Origin of the sequence: Xanthomonas sp. SS (assembly GCF_014236835.1) — a bacterium.
Taxonomy (GTDB): Bacteria; Pseudomonadota; Gammaproteobacteria; order Xanthomonadales; family Xanthomonadaceae; genus Xanthomonas_A.
The window spans coordinates 2941552-2965737 of sequence record NZ_CP051190.1; the positions used below are offsets into that span (position 1 = coordinate 2941552).

Below are 24186 nucleotides of genomic sequence, written 5' to 3' on the forward strand. Positions count from 1 at the left end.
TTTATTGAGCAAAAGATGCGTTCCGTCCGGGGTCGCTACCGCTGTTCCCACAACATTTCGTCCACTGCCGGCGCCGCGCTACCGCGGCAACCCCGCCTCCGTCAGCGCCTCCAGCAACCGCAGGTTCACCTCGTGCTGCTGCGCCTGCCACGCGGCCAGCGATTGCGGCGACGGCAGCGGCTGCGCATCCAGCGCCGCCAGGCGCCGTTTCCACCACTGCGGATAGCGCGCTTCCGACACCTCGCCGGTGATGTCGCTGCCGAGCAGTTGTCCGTGCAGATAAGCGATGGCGGTGAGCAGGTGCGGCACCCGCAGTTCGCCCTGGTCCCAGTTGGTGCGCGCGTCCTGCGGATCCAGCACGTCCTTGTCCAGCGACAGGTAGGTCGGCATCGGCGTGCTGCGCAGGTGCTGCAGGAAGGCGTCGATCATCTCCATGCTCGAGCCGAAGCCGCGCACTGCCCGCCCCAGGCCGAGGCGCCGCGCCCAGCCCACGTCCACGCCGCTGCACCAGTAGCGCAGCTTGCCGCGATACAGCGGCCGCAGATGGTTTTCCCAGGCGTGCGCGGCGCCGACATCGCCCGAAGTGATGCCGACCACTTCCACCCGCGCCACCTGCGGCAGCGCTGCCACCCGCCATACCCACGAGCCGCAATGCACCGCGAACGGGAAGCGCATGTTGTCCGGGTGGTTGTCGAACACCACCACCCGCAGCGGCGCCTGTGCGCGCTGCGCCTGGCGCACGATCAGCGGCAGGCTCAGGTGATGGAAATCGCCGCTGCCGAGCAGAACGGTGCCGTGCCGTGCCGGCAGCACGCCGTCGAGCGCGGCGCCGAAACGCCGCAGCCGGCGCAGCGAACAGGCGAAGCGCAGGCCGTCGCGCCATTGCTGCAGCGGCAGGCGCAACGCGCCCGGCAGCGTGCCGAGCGAGTCGTCCAGGTCCAGCAGTACCGGTGCGCTCATCTCATTCCGCCAGGTCGGCATCGGTGTCGGCAAGGCCGACGTCGTCGGCTTCGAACAGCGGCCGCAGCCGCCGCAGCGCGATGCGCAGCAGCGGGTTGCGCAGGTACACCGCATGCCAGGTGTAGGTGAAGCTGGCGCCGAGTTGCGCCTTCACTTGCGGATCGGTCCAGCCGGCGACATAGGCGCGCAGGCCATGGCGGCAGGCGTAGTCCAGGTTGTGCATCCAGCTCAGCGCGTACAGGTTGTGCTCGCGCGCCTGCGGATAGTGCAGGCCGATGTACTTGTCGACCAAACGTCCCTGGTGCACGTAGCACAGGTTCCAGCCGATCAGCCGGCCCTGGTGACGATAGGCGAACACCAGCCCGCCGGAGTCCGCATCGGTCAACAGTGCATCGAAGAACGCTTCGGTCAGCAGGTCGAAGTGCACCTCGCTCTGCGCGTAGACCTGCAGGTACAGCGCATAGCACTGCGCGCGCAGCGCCGGATCGGCGAAGGCGGCGCCGGTCGGCAGCACCTCGATCTGCAGGTCGGCACGCGAGCGTAGCTTGCGGCGGATGTTGCGGCGGCGGCCGCGCGACAGCCGCGCCAGGTATTCGTCGGTGGAGGCGAAATCGATCGGCACCCAGGCCAGCGCCTGCCCGCGCAGCAGCACGTAGCCGCTGCGCGTGCAGGCCTCCAGGAACACGTGCGCCCAGGCGTTGTCGGTGGCATCGAGCAGCGGCGAGTGCTGCGGAATGTCCTTGACGATCAGCAGCGGGCGCTCGCGCCCCAGTTGCGCCCGCCACTGGCCGGGCAACTGCGCCGGGTCGGCCGCACGCGGCAGCCAGGCGTATTCGCTGACGGTACTGCCGACGAAGCTGGTGCGCGGCCGCAGCCAGCGCCGCCACAGCCGCTGCAGCGGCCAGCCGGCCACGCGCGCGCGCAGTGCCGGGTCGGCGGTGGTGAGCAGATCGAACACGGCGTCGAACGCAGGCACGCCGTGCTCCAGGGTCCGCGCCTGGAAATCCTGCGGAGGATGCGCGAGGAACTGCCGCTGCAGGGCCTGCGGTTCGAGTTGGCTTACGAAAGGCATCTGCAAGATTGACCGGCTAGCGTGGAGGATGGACGCCGCAGCCGTGGGCCGCGGCATGCCTTCCACCGGCGGCACCCGCCGCGCGGTGGCCATTCATTTCGCGGAGGACTGCCATGACCCCGTCTATCGAGACACAGATCCACAGCATCGTCGCCAAGCATGGCGAGATCGATCCCGCCGGCCTGACCGCGGACACCAAACTGCAGGACCTGGGCGTGGATTCGCTCGAGGCGATCGAAATCCTGTTCGACATCGAGGAACACTTCGACATCACCTTCCCGCAGCGCGATCCGAACCTGGACGACGGCTCGCTGGGCAAGCTGGCCGAAGCGGTGCAGCAGGCGCTGGCCGCCAAGGCCGCCGCGGCGCTGGCACCGGCGCACTGAGCGGGCATGGACCGCTCGGCGCAGGGACACCGCGTCGTCGTCACCGGGATGGGCGCGGTCAGCGCGCTCGGCCTGGGTGCCGATGCCCTGTGGCGCGGCATGTGCGAGGGCCATAGCGGCATCGCCGCGCTGGCCACGCCCGATCCGCAGGCCACGCTGAAGATGCGCCTGGCCGCCTGCGTGCCCGGGTTCGCGCCGCAGGCGGCGCAGCTGGGCGGCATCGCGCCGGGCCAGCTGGATCGCATGACGCAGATGGCGCTGGTCGCGGCCTGCGAGGCCGTGGCCCAGTCCGGCCTGCAATTGGATGCCGCCGGCGCCGCACGCGGCGCGGTGGTGATCGGCACCGGCGTCGGCGCCGAGTTGAGCCGCGACGAACAATCGCGGCGGCTGTACCGCGAGCAGGCCGAGCGCCTGCATCCGCTGACCATCGTGCGCAGCATGAACAACGCCCCGGTCAGCCAGATCAGCATCGCCTTCGGCCTGCGCGGCCCGGCCTTCGCCGTGTCCAGCGCCTGCGCCTCGGCCAACCACGCGCTGGCGCAGGCGGCGCTGCTGATCCGCAACGGCCTGGCCGACGTGGCCATTGCCGGCGGCAGCGAAGCCTGCCTGAGCCTGCCGCTGATCCGCGCCTGGGAAGCGATGCGGGTGATCAGCGACGACACCTGCCGGCCGTTCTGCGCGCAGCGCAGCGGCCTGGTGCTGGGCGAAGGCGCCGGCATCTTCGTGCTGGAAAGCGCCGCGCATGCGGCCGCGCGTGGCGCGGTCCCGCTGGCCGAACTGGCCGGCTTCGGCATGGGCGCCGATGCCCACGACATCGTCGCGCCCAGCACCGACGGCGCCGCCGCGGCGATGCGCCTGGCGCTGCAGGACGCAGAACTGCAGCCGCAGCAGATCGACTACATCAATGCCCACGGCACCGGCACCCTGGCCAACGACCGCTGCGAGACGCAGGCGATCCGTGAGGTGTTCGGCAGTCACGCCGATGCGCTGGCGGTGAGTTCGACCAAGGCGGTGCACGGCCATGCGCTGGGCGCCGCCGGCGCGCTGGAACTGGTCGCGGCGATCGGCGCGCTGCGCGAGCAGCGGGTGCCGCCGACCGCCAATTTCCTCGATGCGGATCCGGACTGCGACCTGGACTACGTCCCCAACCAGGCCCGCGCGCAACGGGTGCGCGCGGTGCTCAGCAATTCCTTCGCCTTCGGCGGCCTCAACGCGGTGCTCGCAGTACGCGAGGCGCGCTGAGGCGCAGGCCGCGGCGGCGGACGGGAGGCAACGCGGCGCCAACGCGCTGTCTCCCGCCATCTCATGCCACCCGCTTGGCGCGGGTCAGCAACTGGTCCAGCAGCGACAGGCCCAGATCGATCTCGTCGTGGCTGATGTGCAGCGACGGCGCCAGGGTGATCACGTTCTTGTAGTAGCCGCCCACGTCCAGCACCAGCCCGATGCGCTTGCCGTTGTGGCGCAGCTCGCCTTCCAGGCCCATGTCCACCATCGTGTCGAGCAGCTTGCGGTTCGGGGTGAAGCCGTCCGCCTGGCAGATCTCCGCGCGCAGCGCCAGGCCCAGGCCGTCGACGTCGCCGATTTCCGGATGGCGCTTCTGCAGGTCGCGCAGGCCGTCGAGGAAGTGCGCGCCCTTGGCCATGACCATCGACTCGTAGTCGGTCTCGGCCAGCATGCGCATCGTCTCCAGGCCGACCGCGGTGCCGAGCGGATTGGAGGCGAAGGTGGAATGGGTCGATCCCGGCGGGAACACGGTGGGGTTGATCAATTCCTCGCGCGCCCAGACCCCGGCCAGCGGATTGAGGCCGTTGGTCAGTGCCTTGCCGAACACCAGCACGTCCGGGGTCACCCCGAAATGCTCGATCGCCCACAGCTTGCCGGTGCGGAAGAAGCCCATCTGGATCTCGTCCACCACCAGCAGGATGCCGTACTTGTCCAGCACCCGCTTCAAGCCGGTGAAGAAGTTCGGCGGCGGGATCACGTAGCCGCCGGTGCCCTGGATCGGCTCGACGTAGAACGCGGCGTACTCGCACTGCCCGGCCTTGGGATCCCACACGCCGTTGTACTCGGTCTCGAACAGGCGCTCGAACTTGGCCACGCACTGCTCGCCGTACTCTTCCTTGGAAATGCCCTTGGGCCCGCGGAAGTGATACGGGAATTCGATGAACTGGGCGCGGTCGAAATGGCCGAAGCGGCGCCGGTAGCGGTATGAGGAGGTGATCGCCGAGGCGCCCAGGGTGCGGCCGTGGTAGCCGCCCTCGAAGGCGAACATCAGGCTCTTGCCGCCCGTGGCGTTGCGCACCAGCTTCAGCGAATCCTCCACCGACTGCGCGCCGCCGACATTGAAGTGCACGCGGCCCTTGCGGCCCCACTTGCGTTCGGCGTCCTGGGCGATGGTCTTGGCCAGTTCGATCTTGGTCGGATGCAGGTACTGGCTGGCCACCTGCGGCAGGCTGTCGATCTGCCGCTTCAAGGCACCGTTCAGGCGCGGATTGGCGTAGCCGAAGTTGACCGCCGAATACCACATCTGCAGGTCCAGGTACGGCACCTCCTCGGTGTCGTACAGATAGCTGCCGTCGCAGTGCGCGAAGATCCGCGGCGGCTCGCTGTAGTGCACGGTGTCGCCGAACGAGCAGTACTGGGCCTCGTCGGCCAGCATCTGCGCATCGCTGAGCGCGGCGTGGTAGGCCGGGCCGGTGCGCAGCAGCGCGTCCGGATCCGGCGAGGCCGGCTGCAGGCCGTCGTGCGCGGCCAGATCGAGCGTGTCGAGATCGCCGGGCAGCGGCGCAAGCGCGGTGGGGAGCGGAACATTCCGATTCATGGGGATCAGGCTCGTTGGGGAACGGGGAGTGGGAGGCGCGCGCTGGCGACGGCAGGCGCGGCGAGTTCGTGCAGCAGCGCGATGGCGTCGTCGAAACCATCGATCGCGCGGTGGGCGATGCCGCTGGCGCGGCAATGGCGTAAAAGGCCGTCCTTGGCGAAGACCAGGTCGGCCTTGCCGGCCACGCAGAAATCGGAGCGGCCGTCGCCGATCAGCAGGGTCGAGCGCGCCGGTTCCTGCTGCGCCATCACCGCGCATTTGCAGGTGCCGCTGGCGCAGTCCGGCTGCGCGTGCGGCGAGGCCATGCGCCAGTGCCCGGCGTCGGTGCGCAGCAGGCGGTTGGCGATGATCGGCAGCTGGTGCAGGCCGTGCCGCGCCAGGATCCGCGCGATCGGGTAGTCCAGGCCGTCGCTGACGATGCTCAGCGGCATGCCCAGGTCGCGCGCCAGATCGACGAAGCGCACGAACGCCGGATCGATGCGGACCTCGTCGAGCACCCGGTGCAGCGCGTCCACGTCGCCGTCGAGCAGCGCCACCTGGCCGCTCATGCATTCGCGCGCACCGATGCGCCCGGCCACCCAATCCTCTTCCAGCGCGCGCCAGCCTGGCTGGCCGAGACGCTCGAGCAAGGTATCGGTCACGTCCTGCAGCGACACGGTACCGTCGAAATCGCAAAGAATTTTCCACTGGACGCGCAAGGCGGCTCTCCGGCTAATTCGGGCAGAGCCTAGGCGCGCTGTCTTTCGTGCTCCTTTCGGGCAGATCTCAAGCGGGCGCAACCGCGCCTGATGCCGCGGCGGCGGCAAGCGCGGTTCCCAATTCGGACGCAATCAGGCACGCTAGCGGCACCAGGCCCGGATGGCGAAACTGGTAGACGCATCGGACTTAAAATCCGCCGGGGGCGACCCCATGCCGGTTCGATTCCGGCTCCGGGCACCATCGCGTTTCGGCGCGTGCAGCCGCAGATGCAGGCCTGCGCAGCGCTCGCACGCCGCAGGCGACGGCCATACAGACGGCCGCGGTGCCACAAGCGCCAGACAAAAGCCCCGGCACCGCCGCCACGACGGAACCGGGGATGCCACTGGGCAAACGGTGAACCTGTCGGCGGGCGGCGCTCAGATCGCCCGCGAATAACGTGCCGGCTGCGCCGGCTGGCGCAGGTAGCGGTCGAAGCACATCGCAATCAGGCGCAGCAGCGGGCGCCCGCGCGCGGTGGCCTGGATCGTGCCGTCTCGGTAGTCGGCCAGGCCGTCGGCGCACAACGGCGCCAGCGCCTGCAGCTCGTCATGGAAATAGCTGGCGAAGTCGATGCCGTGGCGCTGCGCCAGCGCGGCGACGTCGGCGCGGCCCTGGCACATCAGCTGCTGGATCAGCTCCGCGCGCAGCGCATCGTCGGCGCTGAGCTGCAGGCCGCGCAGCACCGGGCTGTCGCCGGCGTCCACCGCCGCCTCCCAGGCCGGCAGCTCGCGCTGGTTCTGGCTGTAGCTGTCGCCGATGCGGCTGATCGCGCTGACGCCCAGGCCGAGCAGGTCGGTGTCGGCGTGCGTGGTATAGCCCATGAAATTGCGGTGCAGCCCGCCCTGGCGCTGCGCGCGCGCCAGGTCCTCGTGCGGCAGCGCGAAATGGTCCATACCGATGTACTGGTAGCCGGCCGCCGACAGCGTGCGCACCGCCAATCCGAGCAGCGCGAGCTTGTGCTCGGCGTCGGGCAACTCCGCATCGGCGATGCGCCGTTGCGCCTTGAACAACTGCGGCATATGCGCATAGCCGTAGACCGCCAGGCGGTCCGGGCGCGCCGCGATCACCGTCTCCAGGGTGCGCTCGAAGCCGGCCAGGGTCTGACGCGGCAGACCGTAGATCAGGTCCACGTTGACCGAGCGCATGCCCTGCACGCGGCAGGCGCACAGGATGTCCAATGTTTCGGCCACGCCCTGGCGGCGATTGATCGCCTGCTGCACCAGCGGATCGAAATCCTGGATGCCCAGGCTGGCGCGGTTGAACCCCAGCGCCGCCAGCGCGGCGATGTCCTGCGGCGTCACCGTGCGCGGATCCAGTTCGATGGAAATGTCGCGATCCGGCGCCTCGCTGAAGCGGAACAGCCCGCGCAGGCCGCGCAGCAGTTCGCCGAGCAGTTCCGGCGCCAGGAAATTCGGCGTGCCGCCACCCAGGTGCAACTGCACCACCTCGCGCTCGCTCTCCAGGCAGGCGGCCATCATCGCCGCCTCCCGCAGCACGCGCTGCACGTAGGCGCGGCCCTTGCCGGCGTCGCGGGTGATGACCCGGTTGCAGCCGCAGTAGAAACACGGGTTGCGGCAGAACGGCACATGCACATACAGCGACAGCGGCCGCGCCGGATCGCTGGCCTGCACCGCCGCGAACAGCTGCGCCGGGCCGAAACCGGCCTGGAAATGCGGCGCGGTCGGATACGAGGTGTAGCGCGGGCCGGGACGGTCGTAGCGGCGCAGCAGTTCGGCGTCGAAGGTCCAGGTGGCGGCGGGATCGGAGGCGGTCAGGATGTCCATGGCGGCCAGCATGCGCGGCCAGGTGGCAGGCCGCCTTGACCTGGATCAATCCGCTGCATCGATGCGCTGCATCACTCCGCAGGCGGCAACGGCAGCGCCGGCTCGAACGGCCGCCAGCGCATGTGGTGGCGGCGCCAGAAGGTGGCGGCGATACGCCTGGTGGTAGAAGGCCAACCGCTCCCGCCGGAGAGGGGCTAGCTGCTGTTCCCTTCTCCCATCGGGAGAAGGTGGCCCGAAGGGCCGGATGAGGGTACGGAGCGAAGCCTCGCGCACCCAAACTCAACGAGACGCTGCGCGCCGTACCCTCACCCCAACCCCTCTCCCGTCGGGAGAGGGGCTATGCACGCACACTGCTTTTCCTTCTCCCACCGGGAGAAGGTGGCGCGCAGCGCCGGATGAGGGTACGGGCGAAGCCTCGCGCACCCAAACTCAACGAGACGCTGCGCGCCGCACCCTCACCCATCCACCAGTGCGCACACCTCCTCGCTGCACAGGTCCGGCCCGGGCAACGGCAATGCGGCGAGATCGTCATGCATGTCAGTGCTCCTGCTCGATGGCGCCAGTCTCAGCAGCCGCCGCGGCCCGGCCTTGATCAGGATCAATGTCGCCACGCGCTGCGCTGCCTAGTCTGCGTGGGCGGCATGCGCCTGCGCCGACGCCGACGGGGAGCGGCGGCGCGACCGCGTGCGGGCGGCGCCAGCCCATGCGTGGCACCACCCAGGCGCATGCCGCACCTCTCCTTCCGCGATGGAACCCGCCCGTCATGACGCCCAGCGACGATCCCCTGCTCGACCCGCTCGATGCCACCGCACCGCGCCCGCTGGTGCAACGGCTGGGCGTGATCCTGTGGCCCAGCTTCCTGATCGCAGGCGCGATGAGCGTGCTGTTCTTCGCCCTGGTCGATCCGCTGGCGCTGCGCGACATCACCTTCCCCGGCCGCCCGCTGAGCCGCGAACTCGGCTACACGCTGGGCTTCTTCATGTTCTGGTTGGCCACGCTGGGCTCGAGCGTGCTGACCGGGTTCCTGCTGCGGCCGGCGCCGCACGCCGCTGCAGACGACGACGAGCCGCTGTCGTGAGCGGAACGCCGATGCCCCGCAGCATTCCATTGCGCATGCACGATGCCAGTGCCGCAAACGTCGCCGCCGATGCGGCGGCAGCGCCGCGCGGCCGCTACGCGCGCCTGCGCCGCTGCAGCCTGTGGCTGCTGTTCGCCACGTTCTACCTGCTGCCGTGGCTGCGCTGGGACGGCCGCCAGGCGCTGCGCTTCGACCTTCCCGCGCGGCGCCTGGACCTGTTCGGCGGGACCTTGTGGCCGCACGATGTCGGCTGGCTGCTGCTGGCGCTGTTCGCCGCAGCTGCCGCCTTGATGCTTGCGACCACCCTGGCCGGACGGGTGTGGTGCGGTTTCGCCTGCCCGCAGTCGGTCTGGAGCCATGCCTTCGCCTGGCTGGAACGGCGCTTCGCCGCCTGGCCGGCAGCCGCGCGGCATGTGGTCTGGGCGGCGCTGGCACTGTGGACCGGGATCAGCTTCGTCGGCTACTTCGCGCCGATCGCCGATTTGGTGACGCGACTGCGGCCGTTCGCCTGGAGCGGCTGGGAAACCTTCTGGGTGCTGTTCTACGCGCTGGCCACGTGGGGCAATGCCGGCTTCCTGCGCAGCCAGGTGTGCCGCTACCTGTGCCCCTACGCGCGGCTGCAGCCGCTGCTGTGCGATCGCGACACGCCCTTGATCGGTTACGACGCGATGCGTGGCGAACCGCGCGGCGCGCGCGCCTGCGGCCAGGGCAGCGTCGCCCAGCGAGGGCGGCGCCTGCTCGACGCCGGCACCGCGCGCGACTATGCGCTGCGCGCCAGCATCGCCCGGCGCGCCGGCCAGGGCGGACAGCGCGGCGATGCGCTGACCAGCTACGCCGGTACCCTGCCCAAGTTCACCGACGCGCAACTCGGCGACTGCGTGGACTGCAGCGCCTGCGTGGATGCCTGCCCGGCGCGTATCGACCTGCGCAACGGCCCGCACTACGCGTGCACCGCCTGCGGCGCCTGCGTGGACGCCTGCGACCGCAGCATGGACCGCCACGGCTTCGCCCACGGCCTGCTGCGCTGGGCTGGCGCCAACGCGATCGAGCGCCAGCCGCGGCGCCGGTTGCGGCCGCGGCTGCTGGCTGGCGCCGCATTGCTGCTGGCGGCCTTGCTGGCGGTGTTGCTTGCGGCTGGTTGACCGGCACGCGCTCGGCGGTGGAAAGGACAGGCATCCCGGGCACGCAGCAAAAAAAGGCCCGGCACGCGCGGCAGCGCTCCACCGAAGCGAGCGCCAGCCAGATCGTCGGGCAGCCACAAACGCAAACGCCCGGTAGATCGTGGATCTACCGGGCGTCGAATTGCAGATGGAGGCCTGGGTCGGAATTGAACCGGCGTACGCGGATTTGCAGTCCGCTGCATAACCACTCTGCCACCAGGCCGGTGGACTGAATTCTAGCCGAAACCGCCAACAGCGGTGTCCGACAAAACAAAGCCCCGCTGACGGGGCTCTGTCTGAATCTGGAGCGGGAAACGAGACTCGAACTCGCGACCTCAACCTTGGCAAGGTTGCGCTCTACCAACTGAGCTATTCCCGCTTGGGAGCCAGCAATTCTACAGCCCTCCTGGGCATTGCGCCAGCCTTCCGGCAAAAAAATCCGACGGTGGCGTCCGCGCGACCGGGAAGCACGGTAAAGCGTGCCGGCCGCACCGGATTCGCGACGCGCGGCGATACCTGTCCGGACGAAGACCGCTGCCGCATCGGCAGTGCCGCCGGCGCGAGCGCGGACTGGAATCCACACCACAGCGCCTCGCCCATCGAGGTAGACAAGTGCCTGGACGCGCGCGCGACGCAGCGCACCCGCGCCGTCCCGCCCCTAGCATCGCAGCGACACCCATCCCGAGGAATCGCCATGAACCGATGGACACGCTGCAGCGGTGCGATGGTTTGCCTGATCGCGGCCGGCGCCGCGCAGGCGCAATCCTGCCGGCTGCAGACGCAGACCCTGCCCTTGCCGCTGGTCTCGCAGAACATGCCGAAATATGCCTACCAGGTGCGGGTGCAGGTCGGCACGCCTCCGGCCTCGGCGAACTCCGCCGCCGCGGCCAGCCAGGTGCTGGAAGTGGACACCGGCTCCACCGGCGTGGTCGTGCCGCTCAGCGCGGCGATCCAGCAAGCCTGGGATGCCTCGACCAAGCTCGGCTACATCTTCTATTCCAGCAACAGCAAGTACCACCCGGGCAAGTACGTGCAGGTACCGATGCGACTGGGCGTGTCGGCCGACGGCAACAGCGCCGTGGCGAGCATCGACTCGATCGAAGTCCTGGCCGCGCAATGCAGCTGCGACGTCGCCCCGATTCCGAAGGGAACGCTGCCGAGTTCGGTGCAGACGCTGAGCCAGGCGCCAGACAACTGCGCCGCCTACAACAACACTCTGGCACTGAGCAGCGGCGGCAAGCAGACGCTGCAGAACTGCAAAACGATCCCTTCCGACTTCGGCATGATGGGCGTGGGCTACGACCGCGGCGTCGACAAGGCGCGCAATCCGTTCCTCAACATCGTACAGATGCATGCCGGCAGCATCAGTCCGGGCTACATCATCAGCGCGTCCGGCATCACCCTGGGCGTCAGCGACCAGGCGCTGCAGGGCTTCTCGCTGATCCCGCTGCAACGCGAAGCGGCGAACGCCGCCGGCGGTGCCGACTGGCAGGCGCCGAACGCGTGCGCCAGCTTCCCGGCCAGCGGCAGCGACTACCAGGTCTGCGGCAAGCTGCTGCCGGATACCGGCATCACCTACATGATGCTGACCCCTACCAAACAGCCGCCTGCGCCGGCAAAGTTGCAGCAGATGCTCACTAAGCCCGCAAAGCCTGCAAGCGCAGCGTCCGGGCAGACCTCCGACACCAGCGCGAGCACCTCGCTGGTGGTGCCGGAAGGGACGCCGATGACCCTCGCCATCGGCCCAACCAGGCATCCGGTATTCAGCTACGACTTCAAGGTCGGCGGCGCCACGCCGGCGACACCGGACGGCGTGCAATGGCGGGCAGCGCTCGACGTGCCGCCCGCGCATATCAACAGCGGTCGCCATGTGCTCGCCGCGGCGGACTATGCCTACGATGCCGCCTGCGGACGGGCGGGATTCCGCGAGGCGGCGACGTCGCCCTGACATAACGGCCGGGTACCGTGCGGTTGCGACAGGCGTTGCCGGTAACGCCCCGTCGCGGCTGAAGCCGCTCCTACACGGCCAGGCCCATCGACAGACCGCGTCCGCAACGAACGCTCCGTCTCTCCAGCGCCGCCGGCACGCGTTCAGCGGCGCCGGAGCAGGAACAGACCTACGCGGACAGCGGCCAGCGCCTTCTTCAATGTGTTGGGGAGTGAGACCTTGCCGAAGGACTCACGATCGGCGCTGCCGGCCAGGTGCTGCTGCAGGCGGCGGAAGCTGTCGACCTGCCGCGCGAGCGCGTCGATATCGACGAGGTCGCCTTCGCACGCGGCGAGCAGGTACTCGGGGCCGGTGACCAGCGCGACCGCAGGAATCCTGCGCTCGAACAGCGGCTCGCCTTCGCCGAAATGCAGCAAGGCGCCGGGCTTGACCGGGGTCGCCGCGTCGACGACGGCACCGCTCCACAGCGCGCGCGTGAGTCGGGCGAGTTCAGGCGTGGTGGCGTACAGCAATTCGGGTTCTAGTGAGCCGTTGGACGCATAGCGTCCTTTGTCCGAATCGATGCGGAGATGCCTTGCGCCCAGGTGTTCGATGACCAGGCCGGCGGCCGCGGTGTAGCCGCCGGGTGTTCCGGCCCACAGCGCGCGGTGGGCATCCAGCCAGGCCGTGGTGGCTTGGCCGTGCGCGGTGACCGCAGGCATGCGTAGATGGCCTGCGGTATACACGAACACGATGCTGCGTTGGTGGGGCGCGGCGACCGCGTCCCGCGCCAGCGCGAGCAAGCCGATGTGGCCGTTCTCTTCGACCGCGTTGCAGCCGTCGCTGTGGGTGACGACCAGCACCGACTCGCTGGCCCGCGGACCGGTTCCCAGCGACGACCCAGAGCGTCTCCATGCGCGCATTCGTGGTCTTGCTCGCGCTCAAGGTCAACGTGGCCACAGCGCCGCGTCCGGCGGCGGCGAGCAGCTGCGCGCGTTCGCTTTCGGCAACCCAGACGGCCGGCAGGCCCTGATAGCCGCGGGTGAAAGGCAGATACTGACCCGCGGCGACCGCATCGAGCAGGCCGCGCCAGACCGCGATCACGCCGAGAACCCCAGCCTGCTTCGCCTTGGCCAGATCGGTGCCGGCGAGTTCGGAACTGATGATCGGGTTGGAGACCCGGTCGAACGGAAGCGGCCCGTCCCAAGTCTCGACCAGCAGCCTCGTCGGCACGGCAACGTGCGGCACTTCGATCACTGCGATCTTGCCCGCAGCCGCGCGCCATCGCTTGCGCCGCCCGCGCAGCAGAACCAGCGGCGCCGTCGTGCCTGCGCGCGGAGTCTCGCCGGAATAAGGCCACGCCGAGGCGAGCGCGATGCGGCGTTCGCCCACCTGCAGCGCCAAGGCATCACCGTCGACGTCCCAGCGTTCGAACGTGTGCGGGTCGCGCTGCACGTCGAGGCCGAGCGCGGCCAACGCGTTCGCCACCCTGTCGATCAACGCGTTGTGGGCCTGCGTGCCGGACGCGCGCGGCCCCAACTCGGCCAGATAGCGAATCTGATCCGCGTAGGCGGCATGATCGGCACTCACTTCCGCGATCTTTTCTCTCGTCTGCGCCATCGCAGTATATCCAGCGGCGCATGACACCTTGATCGTGCGCGCGGAGATGCGAGCGGAGTGCAGCCCGCCACGTCCGCCGCCAGACCTGGCGGCGGCGCACTGCCGCCGTGCCGAATCGCGCTAACGCAGCGGATCCGCGGCACCGCGCTGCGCATAAACGGTGTCGTAGATCGTCTTGGCGCCAGTGAAGGTCGGATCCACGTCTTCTTCCTGGCCGTCCTGGCCATGGTCGTTGTCGAGCCTCCAGCTGAACATGCCGCGCAAGCCGTTCTGCAGCGCGTAACTAGTCCAGGCCGCGGTGTCTTCGAGCGAGGTCTGCACGTTGCCGTTCTCGGTGGCCACCCCGCCCATCAGGATGTCTGCGCGGACGCCGGCCTGGATCCACACCTGCGCATCCTGCGGCGTGCCGGAGGACGAATAGTCCTGCAATTCGGCGGCATCCACGTACTGGTTGAACGCCGCCACCGCGCCGTCGCCGTACAGCGCGACAGGGCCGCCGGCGGGCCACGGCACCGACACCGCGATGCCGAGCCCGGCCGCCTTGAAACTCGGGCTGAGCTGCGTTACCAGCTCCACGACCGAGGACATGCCGTCGCCTTCGGAATCGATGCTGATGCCGTTGAGCCCTTGCTGCTGCAGATAGGCCACGATATTGGCGGTGGAACGATTGGCGTTGTCGCGATTGTCGGCCACCGTCGCCACCAGCCCGGTGTCGCCGACGCCGGCGTAGATCAGCGCGCTGGGCGCCTGCGTCTTGATCTGGCCGAGGTTCTGCGCGGCGAATTGCGCATTGAGGTCCAGGGTATAGCCGTTGCCGGTCTCGGCGAAGACGCCGAAGGCCAGGTTGTAGCGGCTGGCATAGCCGAGCGGCACCTTGCCCTGCGCAAGATTGTCGGCACCCGTGCCGTTCCATGTGTCGTACCAGGTCGCGATCTCGAAGTTCATGGTGGCTCCTGCAGTGGTGAGAGGGAGTTGCGGCGAGGGCGACCGTCATCCGCGCATGCGCTCGGCGCCGCGACCGCTCCGGTCCCGGCGCAAACGTCTGTCGTGTCTTGCTCGTGCCCGGTCGCTGCGACCGCAACGCCGCGGCTTCCTCCGCTTGTCTGCACGCGATGCGATGCCCCTGGCCGAACCTAGCGCAGATCGCGGCGCGCGCGGTCGACACTGTGCGGCTTCGGAACAGCCATCCCAGTCGCGGCGCCGGCGCGCGTGCCGACCGGCGGCGCCGGTCTCAGTAGCCCACGCTCACCACGTCCTGCAGGCCGAAGCGTTCGCCGGCACGGACCTGCAGCAGCACCGCCACTACCCGCGCACATTCACCACCGTGTCGGCGCTGCGCAGTCCGCGCGTGGTGGACGGTACCGGGGCGCTGCAGATCGAGAAACTCGCCGGGTGTGGATCGAACCATCCATGCAACCGGCAACCCGACACCGCACAACACGCCGATAGCGGGCGTGATAGACGCCACAATCCAGCGCTGCACCACTCCCGACTGCGATGCTCCGCACGGCATCCTGCGGACTACTGCATGGTTGGACAAATTCGGAAGCGCTATGCTCGAAGCGCATTGCTTATGTCATCGGCGGGACCGGTAAGGACTCGTGCAGGCGCAGGAAACGCGCCGATGTATCTTCAATGGAGTGCGAACTTGAGCAATTCGGCCAGCGAACCCCTTCGCGTCCTCGGTTTTTGGCGCGATCTGGAAGTCTTCAATATCCCTACCGCGCCTTCGGCCCGGGATGCCACCGATCAGACCAAGATCACAACCCTTCGCCACGGCCAGGCGCTGCCCTGGCGCAACAACGATTTCAGGCCCACGGCAGAACACGGCTACGTCCATGTGGTCTATCTCGGCGTCGTGGATACCGAGGATCTGTCCCGCCTGCTGTTGCGCGCGATCTTCCCCGACCGCGACCTGAGCGAGCGCGAGCGTCAACGCGCCACCGGCAACGGCTGGCTGGCCGCTTTCGTCGTCGACGAGCACGGCCGTCCCAAGCCTGATAGCTACCTGGCTGCCAGCTTCGCCCACGGCGTGCAGGCATTGCGGCAAACCAACGCGCTGGAGAACGTCAATGCGCGTCTTGGCCGTGCGCGCGACGAGTTCGCCCAGCGCTGCCACCGCCTCGAAGAGATCGACGATGCCTCCGCTCCCGGCACGGCGAGCGAAAGCGCGACAGCCTTGTCGCTGACCTGGGATGAGCTGGAGACCGAGTTGCAGTTGGTGCGCCAGTTGCTCGGTAACAACACCGACGAGACAGCCTTGGATTGGCGGGTGGTTGTGCGCAGCAGCCGGGTCAAACGCCGCTACCTGAGCGACAGCCTGCAGGCCGCCACCGATTTCCTGAATTCGTTCTACCTGGACGACCTCGATCGCCTGATTGCCCAGGCACAGAACGGCCGCCCCTTCGGCGCGGCGTTGAGCGCCTATCTGGGATCTGCGCTTGAGCAGCATCAGCGTACCGACATCCTGGTACAGCATGCCGCAATGGCCAGCCTGGTGAGCGCGGCGCATCTGCCCAGCGCCCGCTGGCCCGCGCCGTCGCGGCACCCCTTGGTACTGGCGCAGCAAGCCGCGGTCGCGCAGGTGTTGCATACGCTCGGAACGGCCGATGGCGTCATCGGCGTCAATGGACCTCCCGGCACCGGCAAGACCACCCTGCTGTGCGATGTGGTCGCCGACATCGTCACCGAACGCGCCCGTCGGATTGCCGCGCTCGATCGCCCTGCGGCCCTGTTCGAGGACAAGATCAGTGTGGCCGGCAAGAGCTTCTTTCCGCTCAAGGCTTCGGTGGTCGCCGGTACCTCCATCGTGGTGGCCAGCACCAACAACAACGCGGTCAAGAACATCACCCAGGAGTTGCCGGCACGCAAGAAAATCGCCGACGAGTACGGCCCTGTCGATTATTTCGCCGAGGTCATGACGGAGATATTCAAGGCGCAGAAGGTCGTGGACGACAACGATCAGCCGCTGCAAGGCTGGGGCGTGATCGCCGCGGCGCTGGGCAACGCAGGCAATCGGCGCTCGTTCGCCCAGGGGTTCTTCCGCGACGACTATGTGCCGCGGGTCGAGGCAACCGAGGCAACCGAGGCAACCGGCGAAGATGCGGAATCGACGCAGGAGCAAGCTGAGGTATCAGCTGGCGCCACTCCACCCGCCACACTGCCGCCGTCGATGAAGCAGCTGCTCGAGATCGCCGCCAACGCCGACTACCGACGCCATCAGGAAGAATGGCAAACCGCCAAACGCGGTTTCCTGCAACTGCTGTCCGAGTTCGAGCAACACCGCGAGGCGTTGCTAAGCGCAGAGCGAGCGGCCCAGGCGCTGGACGCCGAGCGTGGCGACCCGGACGCCCTCCAGGCCGACATCGATCGCATGACCGGCGACATCGCCGAGCACGCAGAGATCCTCTCCCGACAGCAGGCAGCGCTGTCGGATCAACGCGCGATGCTGGAGGCCCACAAAGCCCTGTTCGCGCAGCGGCAAGCGGCAGCGACGCCCAACCTGCGCGATCGCCTATCGAGCTTGTTCGGCCGCCAGACGCAGCGGATGGCGGCATTGCGCCAGGCCCTGGAAGAGCCCGCCAGGCGTCTGGCCGAGTCCGCCGAGACCTTTGCGCAGCAAGCCAAGGAGGTCGCCCAAAGCCAGGCAGAGCTGGATCATCGGCACGAGCGCCTGAAGTTGCTGTCCTCCAAGCGCGCCAAGTTGGACCAGGAACTGCAACGGCACAGACAGGCGCTGGAGGCCGGCTCCGCGCTGGGCGCCATCCACTTCCCGGACCGCAGCCTGTGGGAACTGCAGCCCGCCGACCTCCAACGCGCCAGCGTAGCGGTCCATGCGGAGCTTGACCAACTGCGGGCACGCGTCTTCCTGCAAGCGGTGGAATTGCACAGGCTGAGCATTCTGGCCAACGCCGGCAAATTCATCGCCAACCTGCGCGCGGTCAACGGCATGCTGATGGGCTCGCTGCGGGACAAGCTCCCCATCGAACAACGCCCCACGCTGTGGGATGCGTTCTTCTTCGTCGTGCCGGTGGTGTCCACCACCCTCGCCTCCTTCGACCGCTTGTTTCTGGGCATGGGCCAGGACAGCCTGGGCTGGTTGCTGCTGGATGAAGCCGGCCAGGCCACGCCGCAGTCGGCGGCAGGCGCCCTGTGGCGCAGCCGCCGCGCCGTGATCGTGGGCGACCCGCTGCAGATCGAACCCGTCTTCACCGTGCCGCTCAGCCTCGCCGAAGACCTGCGCCAGCGGCATGGCGTCGACCGCACCTGGTCGCCGGTCGACGAATCCGTGCAGACGCTGGCCGATCGCATCACGCCCTTCGGCTCATGGGTTGCGATGGCATCCGATCCGGCCGCAGCCGATGCGCCGGAACGCCTGTGGACCGGCATGCCGTTGCGCACGCATCGCCGCTGCGACGACCCGATGTTTTCCGTTGCCAACGACATCGCCTATGCAGGACAGATGGTGCAAGGCCGGGTGGACAAGCACGGGCAACCCCAGCCCATCGCGTTCTCCTGCGTGCTGGGCGAGAGTGCCTGGCTGGACGTGCGATCCAGCCAGATCCAGCACCCAGTCTGCAGCGACGAAATCGCTCACCTGCTCGCATGCCTGGAGCAATTGCGGCAGACGCCGGCACGCGTGCTGTCGGGATCGCCGGATGAGCCGGACACGCAGGCCAAGGTGTTCGTCATTTCGCCCTTCCGCAAGATCGCCCAGGCCTGCAGGAGCCACATCAAGCAGGCCGGCGTCAGCGGCATCGAATGCGGCACCGTACATACGTTCCAGGGAAAGGAAGCGGATATCGTGTTCTTCGTCCTCGGCACCGCGCCGGGCGCGGAGGGTGCAGGCGCGCGTGCCTGGGCCGCAGGCAAGCCCAACCTGTTGAACGTGGCGATCACGCGCGCCAAGTGCCGCCTGTATGTGCTGGGCGATGTGCAGCAATGGGGTGGCCTGGACTATTTCCGGCAATTGCGCGAAGCGTTGCCGGTGCGGCGTATCGACGCGACGACCGCATCGACGCCGTAGCGGACGGCGCGTCCGCTCGCGCGATGGCGCCCGCCAGGCGCAGCACCGTGCCGATGAGCGGAGCGTCGTCGCGCAAGCGCATTGCGCTGCCATCGGCCAGAAACGAAAAAAGGACCCGAAGGTCCTGATTTCATTGTTTCGCCGGTATCCGCTGGATGCCTGCAAAAACCGTCTGGAGCGGGAAACGAGACTCGAACTCGCGACCTCAACCTTGGCAAGGTTGCGCTCTACCAACTGAGCTATTCCCGCTTGAGGCCGCGAATTTTACCGGGAACCGGCAGGCTGTCAACCATTGCCTTCGATTTTTTTCGCATTCTTGTCCGCGACCGCGGCGCGCTCGTCGGCGCGCAGGCTCGGCCAGGCCGCATGCAGGTACTGGATGCCGGACAGCAGGGTCAGGATCGAGGCGATCGCCAGGGTCCAGTCGCCGATGTGGAAGATGAACAGGCCCATCCACACGCTCTCCGGCGGCGAGCCGTCGGGCATCACCGAATACAGCAGGCACAGCAGCGCGACCATCTGCGCGGTGGTCTTGACCTTGCCGATCATCGCCACCCGCACCTTGGCGCGCTGGCCGATCTCGGCCATCCACTCGCGCAGCGCCGACACCGCGATTTCGCGGCCGACGATCACCGCCGCCCAGAACGCCATCCACGGCGTCGGGTGGCCCTGCACGATCAGGAACAGCGCCACCGCGACCATCAGCTTGTCGGCCACCGGATCCAGGAACGCGCCGAACGCGGAATACTGGTGGTAGCGCCGCGCCACCCAGCCGTCCAGCCAGTCGGTGAACGCGGCCAGGCCGAAGATCGCCGCCGAGGCGAAGTTCGTCCACGTGTAGGGAAGGTAGAACACCAGCACCAGCACCGGAATCATCACGATCCGCAGCAGCGTCAGCCAGGTGGGGATGGTCAACTTCATTGCGCTGCTCTACTCGCCTGCCGGATCGGGCACCGGCAGCCCGTGCAGGTTAGCGTAGATTCGTGCAGCGAGCGCGTCGTTGATGCCTTCCACGCGCGCGATCTCCGCTTCGCCGGCGGCCTTGAGTCCGGCCAGTCCGCCGAAATGCTTCAACAGGCTGGCGCGGCGGCGCGGACCGATGCCGGGGATGTCCTCCAGCTTGCTGGTCATGCGCGCTTTCTGGCGCCGCCCGCGGTGGCCGGTGATCGCGAAACGGTGCGCCTCGTCACGCACCTGCTGAATGAACTGCAATGCCGGCGAGGCCGCACCGGGGCGCAGTTCGCGCCCGTCCGGCATCACCAGCGTCTCGTGGCCGGCGCGGCGCTCGGCGCCCTTGGCCACGCCGATCACCAGGATGCCGTCCACGCCCAGGTCGGCGAGCGCGGCGTTGGCCTGCGCCAGCTGGCCGGCGCCGCCGTCGATCAGCAGCACGTCGGGCAGCACCGCATCGCCCTTGCCCTCGCCTTCCGCGGCGCGGCGGAAGCGGCGCTCGATCGCCTGGCGCATCGCCGCGTAGTCGTCGCCCGGCTCGATGCCGCTGATGTTGTAGCGCCGGTACTGGCTGCGCACCGGGCCGCTGGCGTCGAACACCACGCACGAGGCCACGGTGGCCTCGCCCATGGTGTGGCTGATGTCGAAGCACTCCGCGCGCCGGACCGGCTCGGCCAGCCCCAGCATCTCGCGCAAGGCTTCGCTGCGCGCATGCTGCGCGTTGCGGCTGGTCAGTTCGGTGGCCAGCGTGGCCTGCGCGTTGCGGCTGGCCAGTTCCAGGTAGCCGGCGCGCTCGCCGCGCACGTTCCAGCGCAGTTGCACCTTGCGCTCGGCGGCCGAACTCAAGGCCGCTTCGATCATCTCCGCATCGTCGATCTCGCGGTCCAGCAGCACCTCGCGCGGCGGCGGCTGTTCGGCGTAGTACTGCGACACGAACGCGCCCAGCACCTCGGCGGCGCTGTCCTCGCCGTTGGTCTTGGGGAAGAACGCGCGGGTGCCGAGATTGCGGCCGTCGCGGAACGCCAGCAGCAGCACGCAGGCGTTGGCGCCCTGCATCGCGCAGGCGAGCACGTCCAAGTCGGCGGCGCGGCCGTCCACGTACTGCCGGCTCTGCATGCTGCGCAGCGAGCCGAGCAGGTCGCGCAGGCGCGCGGCGCGTTCGAATTCCAGTTGCTCGCTGGCGGCCTGCATCGCCTGCACCAGTTCCTCGCCGAGCTGGTCGCTGCGGCCGTCCAGGAACATCGTCGCGCGGCGCACCGATTCGGCGTACTCGTCGGCCGGCACCAGCGCCACGCACGGCGCGCTGCAGCGGCCGATCTGGTACTGCAGGCATGGCCGCGAGCGGTTGCGGAACACGCTGTCCTCGCAGCTGCGCAGCTTGAACAGCTTGTGCATCAGGTTCAGCGTCTCGCGCACCGCGGTGACGCCGGGATACGGGCCGAAGTAGCGTCCTGGCAGCGCGCGCGGGCCGCGGTGCAGCGCGATCCGCGGCCATTCCTCGCGGGTCAGCAGCACGTAGGGATAGCTCTTGTCGTCGCGCAACGACACGTTGTAGCGCGGCGCCAGCGACTTGATCAGCTGGTTTTCCAGCAGCAGCGCCTCGCCTTCGCTGCGGGTCACGGTGACGTCCATGCGCGCGACCTGGGCCAGCATCGCCATGGTCCGCGCGTTCTTCGGCGAGGCGCTGAAATAGCTGGACACGCGCTTGCGCAGCGCGCCGGCCTTGCCGACGTAGAGCAAGGTGTCGTCGGCCGCGTACATGCGGTAGACGCCGGGCGCGGTACTGAGGTTGGCGGCGAAGGCCTTGCCGTCGAACGGGGGCAGTGCGGATGCGGTCATTCGCTGATCGGCACGTCGCTCAGTTCGCCGCTGGCGATGTCGTAGCGCAACACGGCGTGGGCGTCGGTCTCGGCGATCCACACCGTGCCGGCGCTCACCGCCAGCCCGGCCGGCCCGTGCAGGCGCCGCGGCAGGGCGGTGGTCGACAGCTCGCCGCCGCCCAGGCGCAGGCTGCGCAGGCTGCCGTTGCCGCTGTCGGCGATCCACAGCAGCGGCGATTCCGGACTCAGCGCGATCGCCTGCGGAAACTGCAGGCGCGCGCGGCTGCGCGGGCCGTCCTCGTTGCCGAAGTCCCACGGCCCCTGGCCGCCGAGCAGGGTCTGCACCAGGTCGCCGCGCAGCTGCAGCGAACGCACCGCCGAGCCCAGCGCATCGCACACGTACAGCGCCTGCTGGACCGCGGCCAGGCTGCACGGCTGCGCGAACGCGGCCAGGTGGCCGCTGCCGTCGCGCAGTTCCAGCGCGCCTGCGCCGGCACGCCAGCGCAGGGTGCGGTTGCCGAGCTCGTAGCTCCAGATGCGGTTGTCGCCGGCCATCGCGATGTGCACCTGGTTGTCGGCCACCACCACGTCCTGCGGGTGGTTCAGCGGCGCCTGCTGCGCGTGCTGCACCGGCCCTTCGACCGGTTCGCCGGCGCGGCCGTTGCCGCACAGGGTATCGACGTGGCCGCTGAGCAGGTTGATCCGGCGCAACGCGTGGTTGCCGGTATCGGCGACGTACAGCACGCCGCGTTCCAGCGCCAGTCCGCGCGGCCGGTGGAACGCCGCCTCGCCGATGCCGCCGTCGATGAAATCGGCGGTGCCCAGCCCGAACTGGCGCAGCACGCGGCCGCCGGTGGTGCATTCGAGAATGCGGTGGTGGCCGCTGTCGGCGATGTACAGGCGATCCTCGGCGACCGCCAGGCCGACCGGGAAACGCAGCGGCAGGCGCGGCTCGGGCTGGGTCTCGCGCGCATCGCGCAGTTCCTCGTCCAGCGGCAGCGACTGCCCGGCGCACAGCGCGTTGAGCGCCTTTTCCAGATCGGCGCCGCCGATCCCGACCAGGCGCTCGCGCTCGTAACCGCCGGCGTCGAGCAGCACCAGGGTCGGCCAGGCCTGCACGTCGAAACGCTGCCAGGCGGCCCAGTCGGCGTCGAGCAGGATCGGCGCCGACACGCCCTGGCTGCGCAGCAGCTTCAACGCCCGCTGCGGCTCGCGCTCGCTGTCGAAGCGCGGCACCTGCACAACGATCAGCTGCAGGCGTCCTGGATTGCGCGCCTGCCACTGGCTGAGTTCGGCCAGGCGCTGCGCGCACCACACCGAGGCGGCGTTGACGAAGGCCAGCACCAGCGCGCGGCCCTGCTGCTCGCGCAGCGTGGTCGGCGCGGCATTGAGCCAGGTGCCGGGCTGCGGCAGTTCCAGGGCGGCGATCGAGTTCATCGGCCGATTATGCCGGAGCCGCCGTCGGCGGACAGTCGCGCCACGCTGCGCGCCGCCGCTTCGTCCACCAGGCGCCAGACGTCCTCGAAGTGGTCGCTGCCGCCGGTGTAGGGGTCGGGGATCTCGCTGCGGCCGTCCACCCCGGCCCACGGCAGCCACAGCGCCACCCGTTCCAACGCGGCGGCCGGCGCGCGCTGGCGCACGTCGCGCAGGTTGGCCGCGTCGGCGCACAGGATCCAGTCGAAGGCGGCGAAGTCGGCCGCGCGCAGCTGCCGCGCGCGCAGCCCGGCGATGTCCACGCCATGGCCGCGGGCGCAGGCGATCGCGCGCCGGTCCGGCGGCTCGCCGCTGTGCCAGTCGCCGGTCCCGGCCGAATCCACCTGTACCTGGCCGGCCAGCGGCGAGCGCTCGAGATGGTGGCGCAGCGCGCCTTCGGCCATCGGCGAGCGGCAGATATTGCCAAGGCACACCAGCAGCAGCTTCATGCCAGGGCCTGCAGGTGCGCCTCGGCGCGGGCCAGGTCCTCGGGCGTGTCCACCCCGGGCGGGAACGGCTCAGGCGACAGCGCCACCGCGATGCGGAAGCCGGCCTCCAGTACCCGCAGTTGCTCCAGCGCCTCCACTTGTTCCAGGCCGCCCGGCGGCATCGCCGCGAAACGGCGCAGGAACCCGGCACGGTAGGCGTAGATGCCGATGTGGCGCAGCCACGGACCCGGCGGCAGCCGTTCGCGCGAGGCGGCGAACGCGTCGCGGTGCCACGGGACCGGCGCGCGGCTGAAATACAGCGCATCGCCGTGCGCATTGCGCACCAGCTTGACCACGTTCGGATCGAACAGGCTCTCGGCGGATTCGACCGGCGTGCCCAGGGTCGCCATCTCCGCGCCGCTGTCGGCCAGCGCCTGCGCCACCGCGACGATGCCGGCGGCAGGCGCGAACGGTTCGTCGCCCTGCAGGTTGACCACCAGGGTGGCGTCGTCCCAGCCGGCGATGTCGGCGCATTCGGCCAGGCGATCGGTGCCGGAGGCATGCGCCGCGGACGTCAGCGCGACGTGCACCCCTTCCAGATCGGCCACCGCCGCGGCGATGCGCGGGTCGTCCGCGGCCACCCAGACCTGCTGCGCGCCGGCGCCGAGCGCACACCGCGCCACGTGCCGCACCAACGGCTCGCCGCCGAGCATGCGCAATGGCTTGCCGGGCAGGCGCGAGGCGGCATAGCGCGCCGGAATGGCGACCACGAACGGCGGCGGCATGGCATGTGCGGCGCTCATGCCGCGCCCGCTGCGCTGGCGATGGCTGAACGCTGAAATTCACGAAATTCGAACATGAATTGATCTTTCCCCGCTATTTATTGAGAATAGTTCGTATTCGCCATGGTCCAGCGGCCGGCCATTGCCGGTTGTCTCGCCG

The 24186-nt window shown here is 69.2% G+C and carries 20 protein-coding genes and 4 tRNA genes; 8 read left to right on the forward strand and 16 right to left on the reverse strand.

Annotated elements, in window-relative coordinates; genetic code table 11:
- Positions 1–78 precede the first annotated feature (78 nt).
- On the reverse strand, positions 79–960 hold the full coding sequence (locus tag HEP74_RS12215) for an arginase family protein (protein WP_185813113.1): 882 nt from the start codon (positions 958–960) through the stop codon (positions 79–81).
- A gap of 1 nt (position 961) precedes the next feature.
- Positions 962–2032: a GNAT family N-acetyltransferase gene (locus tag HEP74_RS12220; protein ID WP_185813114.1), complete on the reverse strand. Its 1071-nt coding sequence runs from the start codon at positions 2030–2032 to the stop codon at positions 962–964.
- A 113-nt stretch (positions 2033–2145) separates the two neighbouring features.
- Here HEP74_RS12220 and HEP74_RS12225 point away from each other — a divergent pair, with 113 nt between their 5' ends.
- Positions 2146–2418, forward strand: a complete 273-nt coding sequence (locus HEP74_RS12225; RefSeq protein ID WP_185813115.1) for an acyl carrier protein — start codon at positions 2146–2148, stop codon at positions 2416–2418.
- Between the two features lie 6 nt (positions 2419–2424).
- Positions 2425–3660, forward strand: coding sequence for a beta-ketoacyl-[acyl-carrier-protein] synthase family protein (locus tag HEP74_RS12230; protein WP_185813116.1), 1236 nt, complete (start codon positions 2425–2427; stop codon positions 3658–3660).
- Between the two features lie 61 nt (positions 3661–3721).
- Here the strand turns inward: HEP74_RS12230 and HEP74_RS12235 are convergent, their stop codons facing one another.
- Together HEP74_RS12235 and HEP74_RS12240 are read right to left on the reverse strand one after the other, a co-directional pair.
- Entirely contained in the window at positions 3722–5077 is a 1356-nt protein-coding gene (locus HEP74_RS12235) for an aspartate aminotransferase family protein (RefSeq protein WP_221893190.1), read from the reverse strand.
- A gap of 167 nt (positions 5078–5244) precedes the next feature.
- On the reverse strand, positions 5245–5937 hold the full coding sequence (locus tag HEP74_RS12240; RefSeq protein ID WP_185813118.1) for an MtnX-like HAD-IB family phosphatase: 693 nt from the start codon (positions 5935–5937) through the stop codon (positions 5245–5247).
- 154 nt (positions 5938–6091) lie between these two features.
- Between HEP74_RS12240 and HEP74_RS12245 the strand changes: the two genes are divergently transcribed.
- Positions 6092–6178: transfer RNA gene (locus HEP74_RS12245), tRNA-Leu, on the forward strand.
- A 176-nt stretch (positions 6179–6354) separates the two neighbouring features.
- Here the strand turns inward: HEP74_RS12245 and hemN are convergent.
- On the reverse strand, positions 6355–7761 hold the full coding sequence (gene hemN / locus HEP74_RS12250) for an oxygen-independent coproporphyrinogen III oxidase (protein ID WP_185813119.1): 1407 nt from the start codon (positions 7759–7761) through the stop codon (positions 6355–6357).
- 763 nt (positions 7762–8524) lie between these two features.
- On the opposite strand from hemN, the gene HEP74_RS12255 reads away from it, so the two are divergent.
- A complete protein-coding gene (locus HEP74_RS12255) occupies positions 8525–8839 on the forward strand; it encodes a hypothetical protein (protein WP_185813120.1) in 315 nt (104 codons plus the stop codon).
- An 11-nt stretch (positions 8840–8850) separates the two neighbouring features.
- Entirely contained in the window at positions 8851–9981 is a 1131-nt protein-coding gene (locus tag HEP74_RS12260; RefSeq protein WP_185813121.1) for a 4Fe-4S dicluster domain-containing protein, read from the forward strand.
- A 167-nt stretch (positions 9982–10148) separates the two neighbouring features.
- Here the strand turns inward: HEP74_RS12260 and HEP74_RS12265 are convergent.
- Positions 10149–10222: transfer RNA gene (locus HEP74_RS12265), tRNA-Cys, on the reverse strand.
- Between the two features lie 80 nt (positions 10223–10302).
- Positions 10303–10378: transfer RNA gene (locus HEP74_RS12270), tRNA-Gly, on the reverse strand.
- A 315-nt stretch (positions 10379–10693) separates the two neighbouring features.
- Between HEP74_RS12270 and HEP74_RS12275 the strand changes: the two genes are divergently transcribed.
- The gene (locus HEP74_RS12275) at positions 10694–11947 is read left to right on the forward strand and encodes a hypothetical protein (protein WP_185813122.1); all 1254 of its coding nucleotides are present in this window, start codon (positions 10694–10696) and stop codon (positions 11945–11947) included.
- A 143-nt stretch (positions 11948–12090) separates the two neighbouring features.
- Here HEP74_RS12275 and HEP74_RS12280 read toward each other — a convergent pair whose 3' ends face one another.
- Positions 12091–12789: a hypothetical protein gene (locus HEP74_RS12280; RefSeq protein WP_185813123.1), complete on the reverse strand. Its 699-nt coding sequence runs from the start codon at positions 12787–12789 to the stop codon at positions 12091–12093.
- Between HEP74_RS12280 and HEP74_RS12285 the strand changes: the two genes are divergently transcribed.
- A complete protein-coding gene (locus tag HEP74_RS12285) occupies positions 12776–13570 on the forward strand; it encodes a hypothetical protein (protein ID WP_185813124.1) in 795 nt (264 codons plus the stop codon). The two genes, HEP74_RS12280 and HEP74_RS12285, sit on opposite strands and share 14 nt — an antisense overlap.
- Before the next feature lie 96 nt (positions 13571–13666).
- Here HEP74_RS12285 and HEP74_RS12290 read toward each other — a convergent pair whose 3' ends face one another.
- On the reverse strand, positions 13667–14491 hold the full coding sequence (locus HEP74_RS12290; protein WP_185813125.1) for a glycoside hydrolase family 18 protein: 825 nt from the start codon (positions 14489–14491) through the stop codon (positions 13667–13669).
- Positions 14492–14777: 286 nt separating this feature from the next.
- A complete protein-coding gene (locus tag HEP74_RS12295; RefSeq protein WP_185813126.1) occupies positions 14778–14954 on the reverse strand; it encodes a hypothetical protein in 177 nt (58 codons plus the stop codon).
- Between the two features lie 240 nt (positions 14955–15194).
- On the opposite strand from HEP74_RS12295, the gene HEP74_RS12300 reads away from it, so the two are divergent.
- Entirely contained in the window at positions 15195–18572 is a 3378-nt protein-coding gene (locus HEP74_RS12300; protein ID WP_185813127.1) for a DEAD/DEAH box helicase, read from the forward strand.
- A gap of 173 nt (positions 18573–18745) precedes the next feature.
- Here the strand turns inward: HEP74_RS12300 and HEP74_RS12305 are convergent.
- The 6 genes from HEP74_RS12305 to kdsB form a co-directional block, all read right to left on the reverse strand.
- Positions 18746–18821, reverse strand: a tRNA-Gly gene (locus tag HEP74_RS12305).
- A 36-nt stretch (positions 18822–18857) separates the two neighbouring features.
- Positions 18858–19493: a CDP-diacylglycerol--glycerol-3-phosphate 3-phosphatidyltransferase gene (gene pgsA, locus HEP74_RS12310; protein WP_003472804.1), complete on the reverse strand. Its 636-nt coding sequence runs from the start codon at positions 19491–19493 to the stop codon at positions 18858–18860.
- A gap of 9 nt (positions 19494–19502) precedes the next feature.
- Complete coding sequence (gene uvrC, locus HEP74_RS12315; RefSeq protein WP_179564044.1) at positions 19503–21362, reverse strand: excinuclease ABC subunit UvrC; 1860 nt, start codon at positions 21360–21362, stop codon at positions 19503–19505.
- A complete protein-coding gene (locus HEP74_RS12320; RefSeq protein WP_179564043.1) occupies positions 21359–22780 on the reverse strand; it encodes a hypothetical protein in 1422 nt (473 codons plus the stop codon). The genes uvrC and HEP74_RS12320 overlap by 4 nt, the downstream gene beginning before the upstream one ends.
- Positions 22777–23265 (reverse strand): low molecular weight protein-tyrosine-phosphatase, encoded by a 489-nt coding sequence (locus HEP74_RS12325; RefSeq protein ID WP_185813128.1) that lies wholly within the window; start codon positions 23263–23265, stop codon positions 22777–22779. The genes HEP74_RS12320 and HEP74_RS12325 overlap by 4 nt, the downstream gene beginning before the upstream one ends.
- Positions 23262–24029 (reverse strand): 3-deoxy-manno-octulosonate cytidylyltransferase, encoded by a 768-nt coding sequence (gene kdsB, locus HEP74_RS12330; RefSeq protein ID WP_185816607.1) that lies wholly within the window; start codon positions 24027–24029, stop codon positions 23262–23264. Before kdsB ends, HEP74_RS12325 begins: the two co-directional genes overlap by 4 nt.
- Positions 24030–24186: the final 157 nt, after the last annotated feature.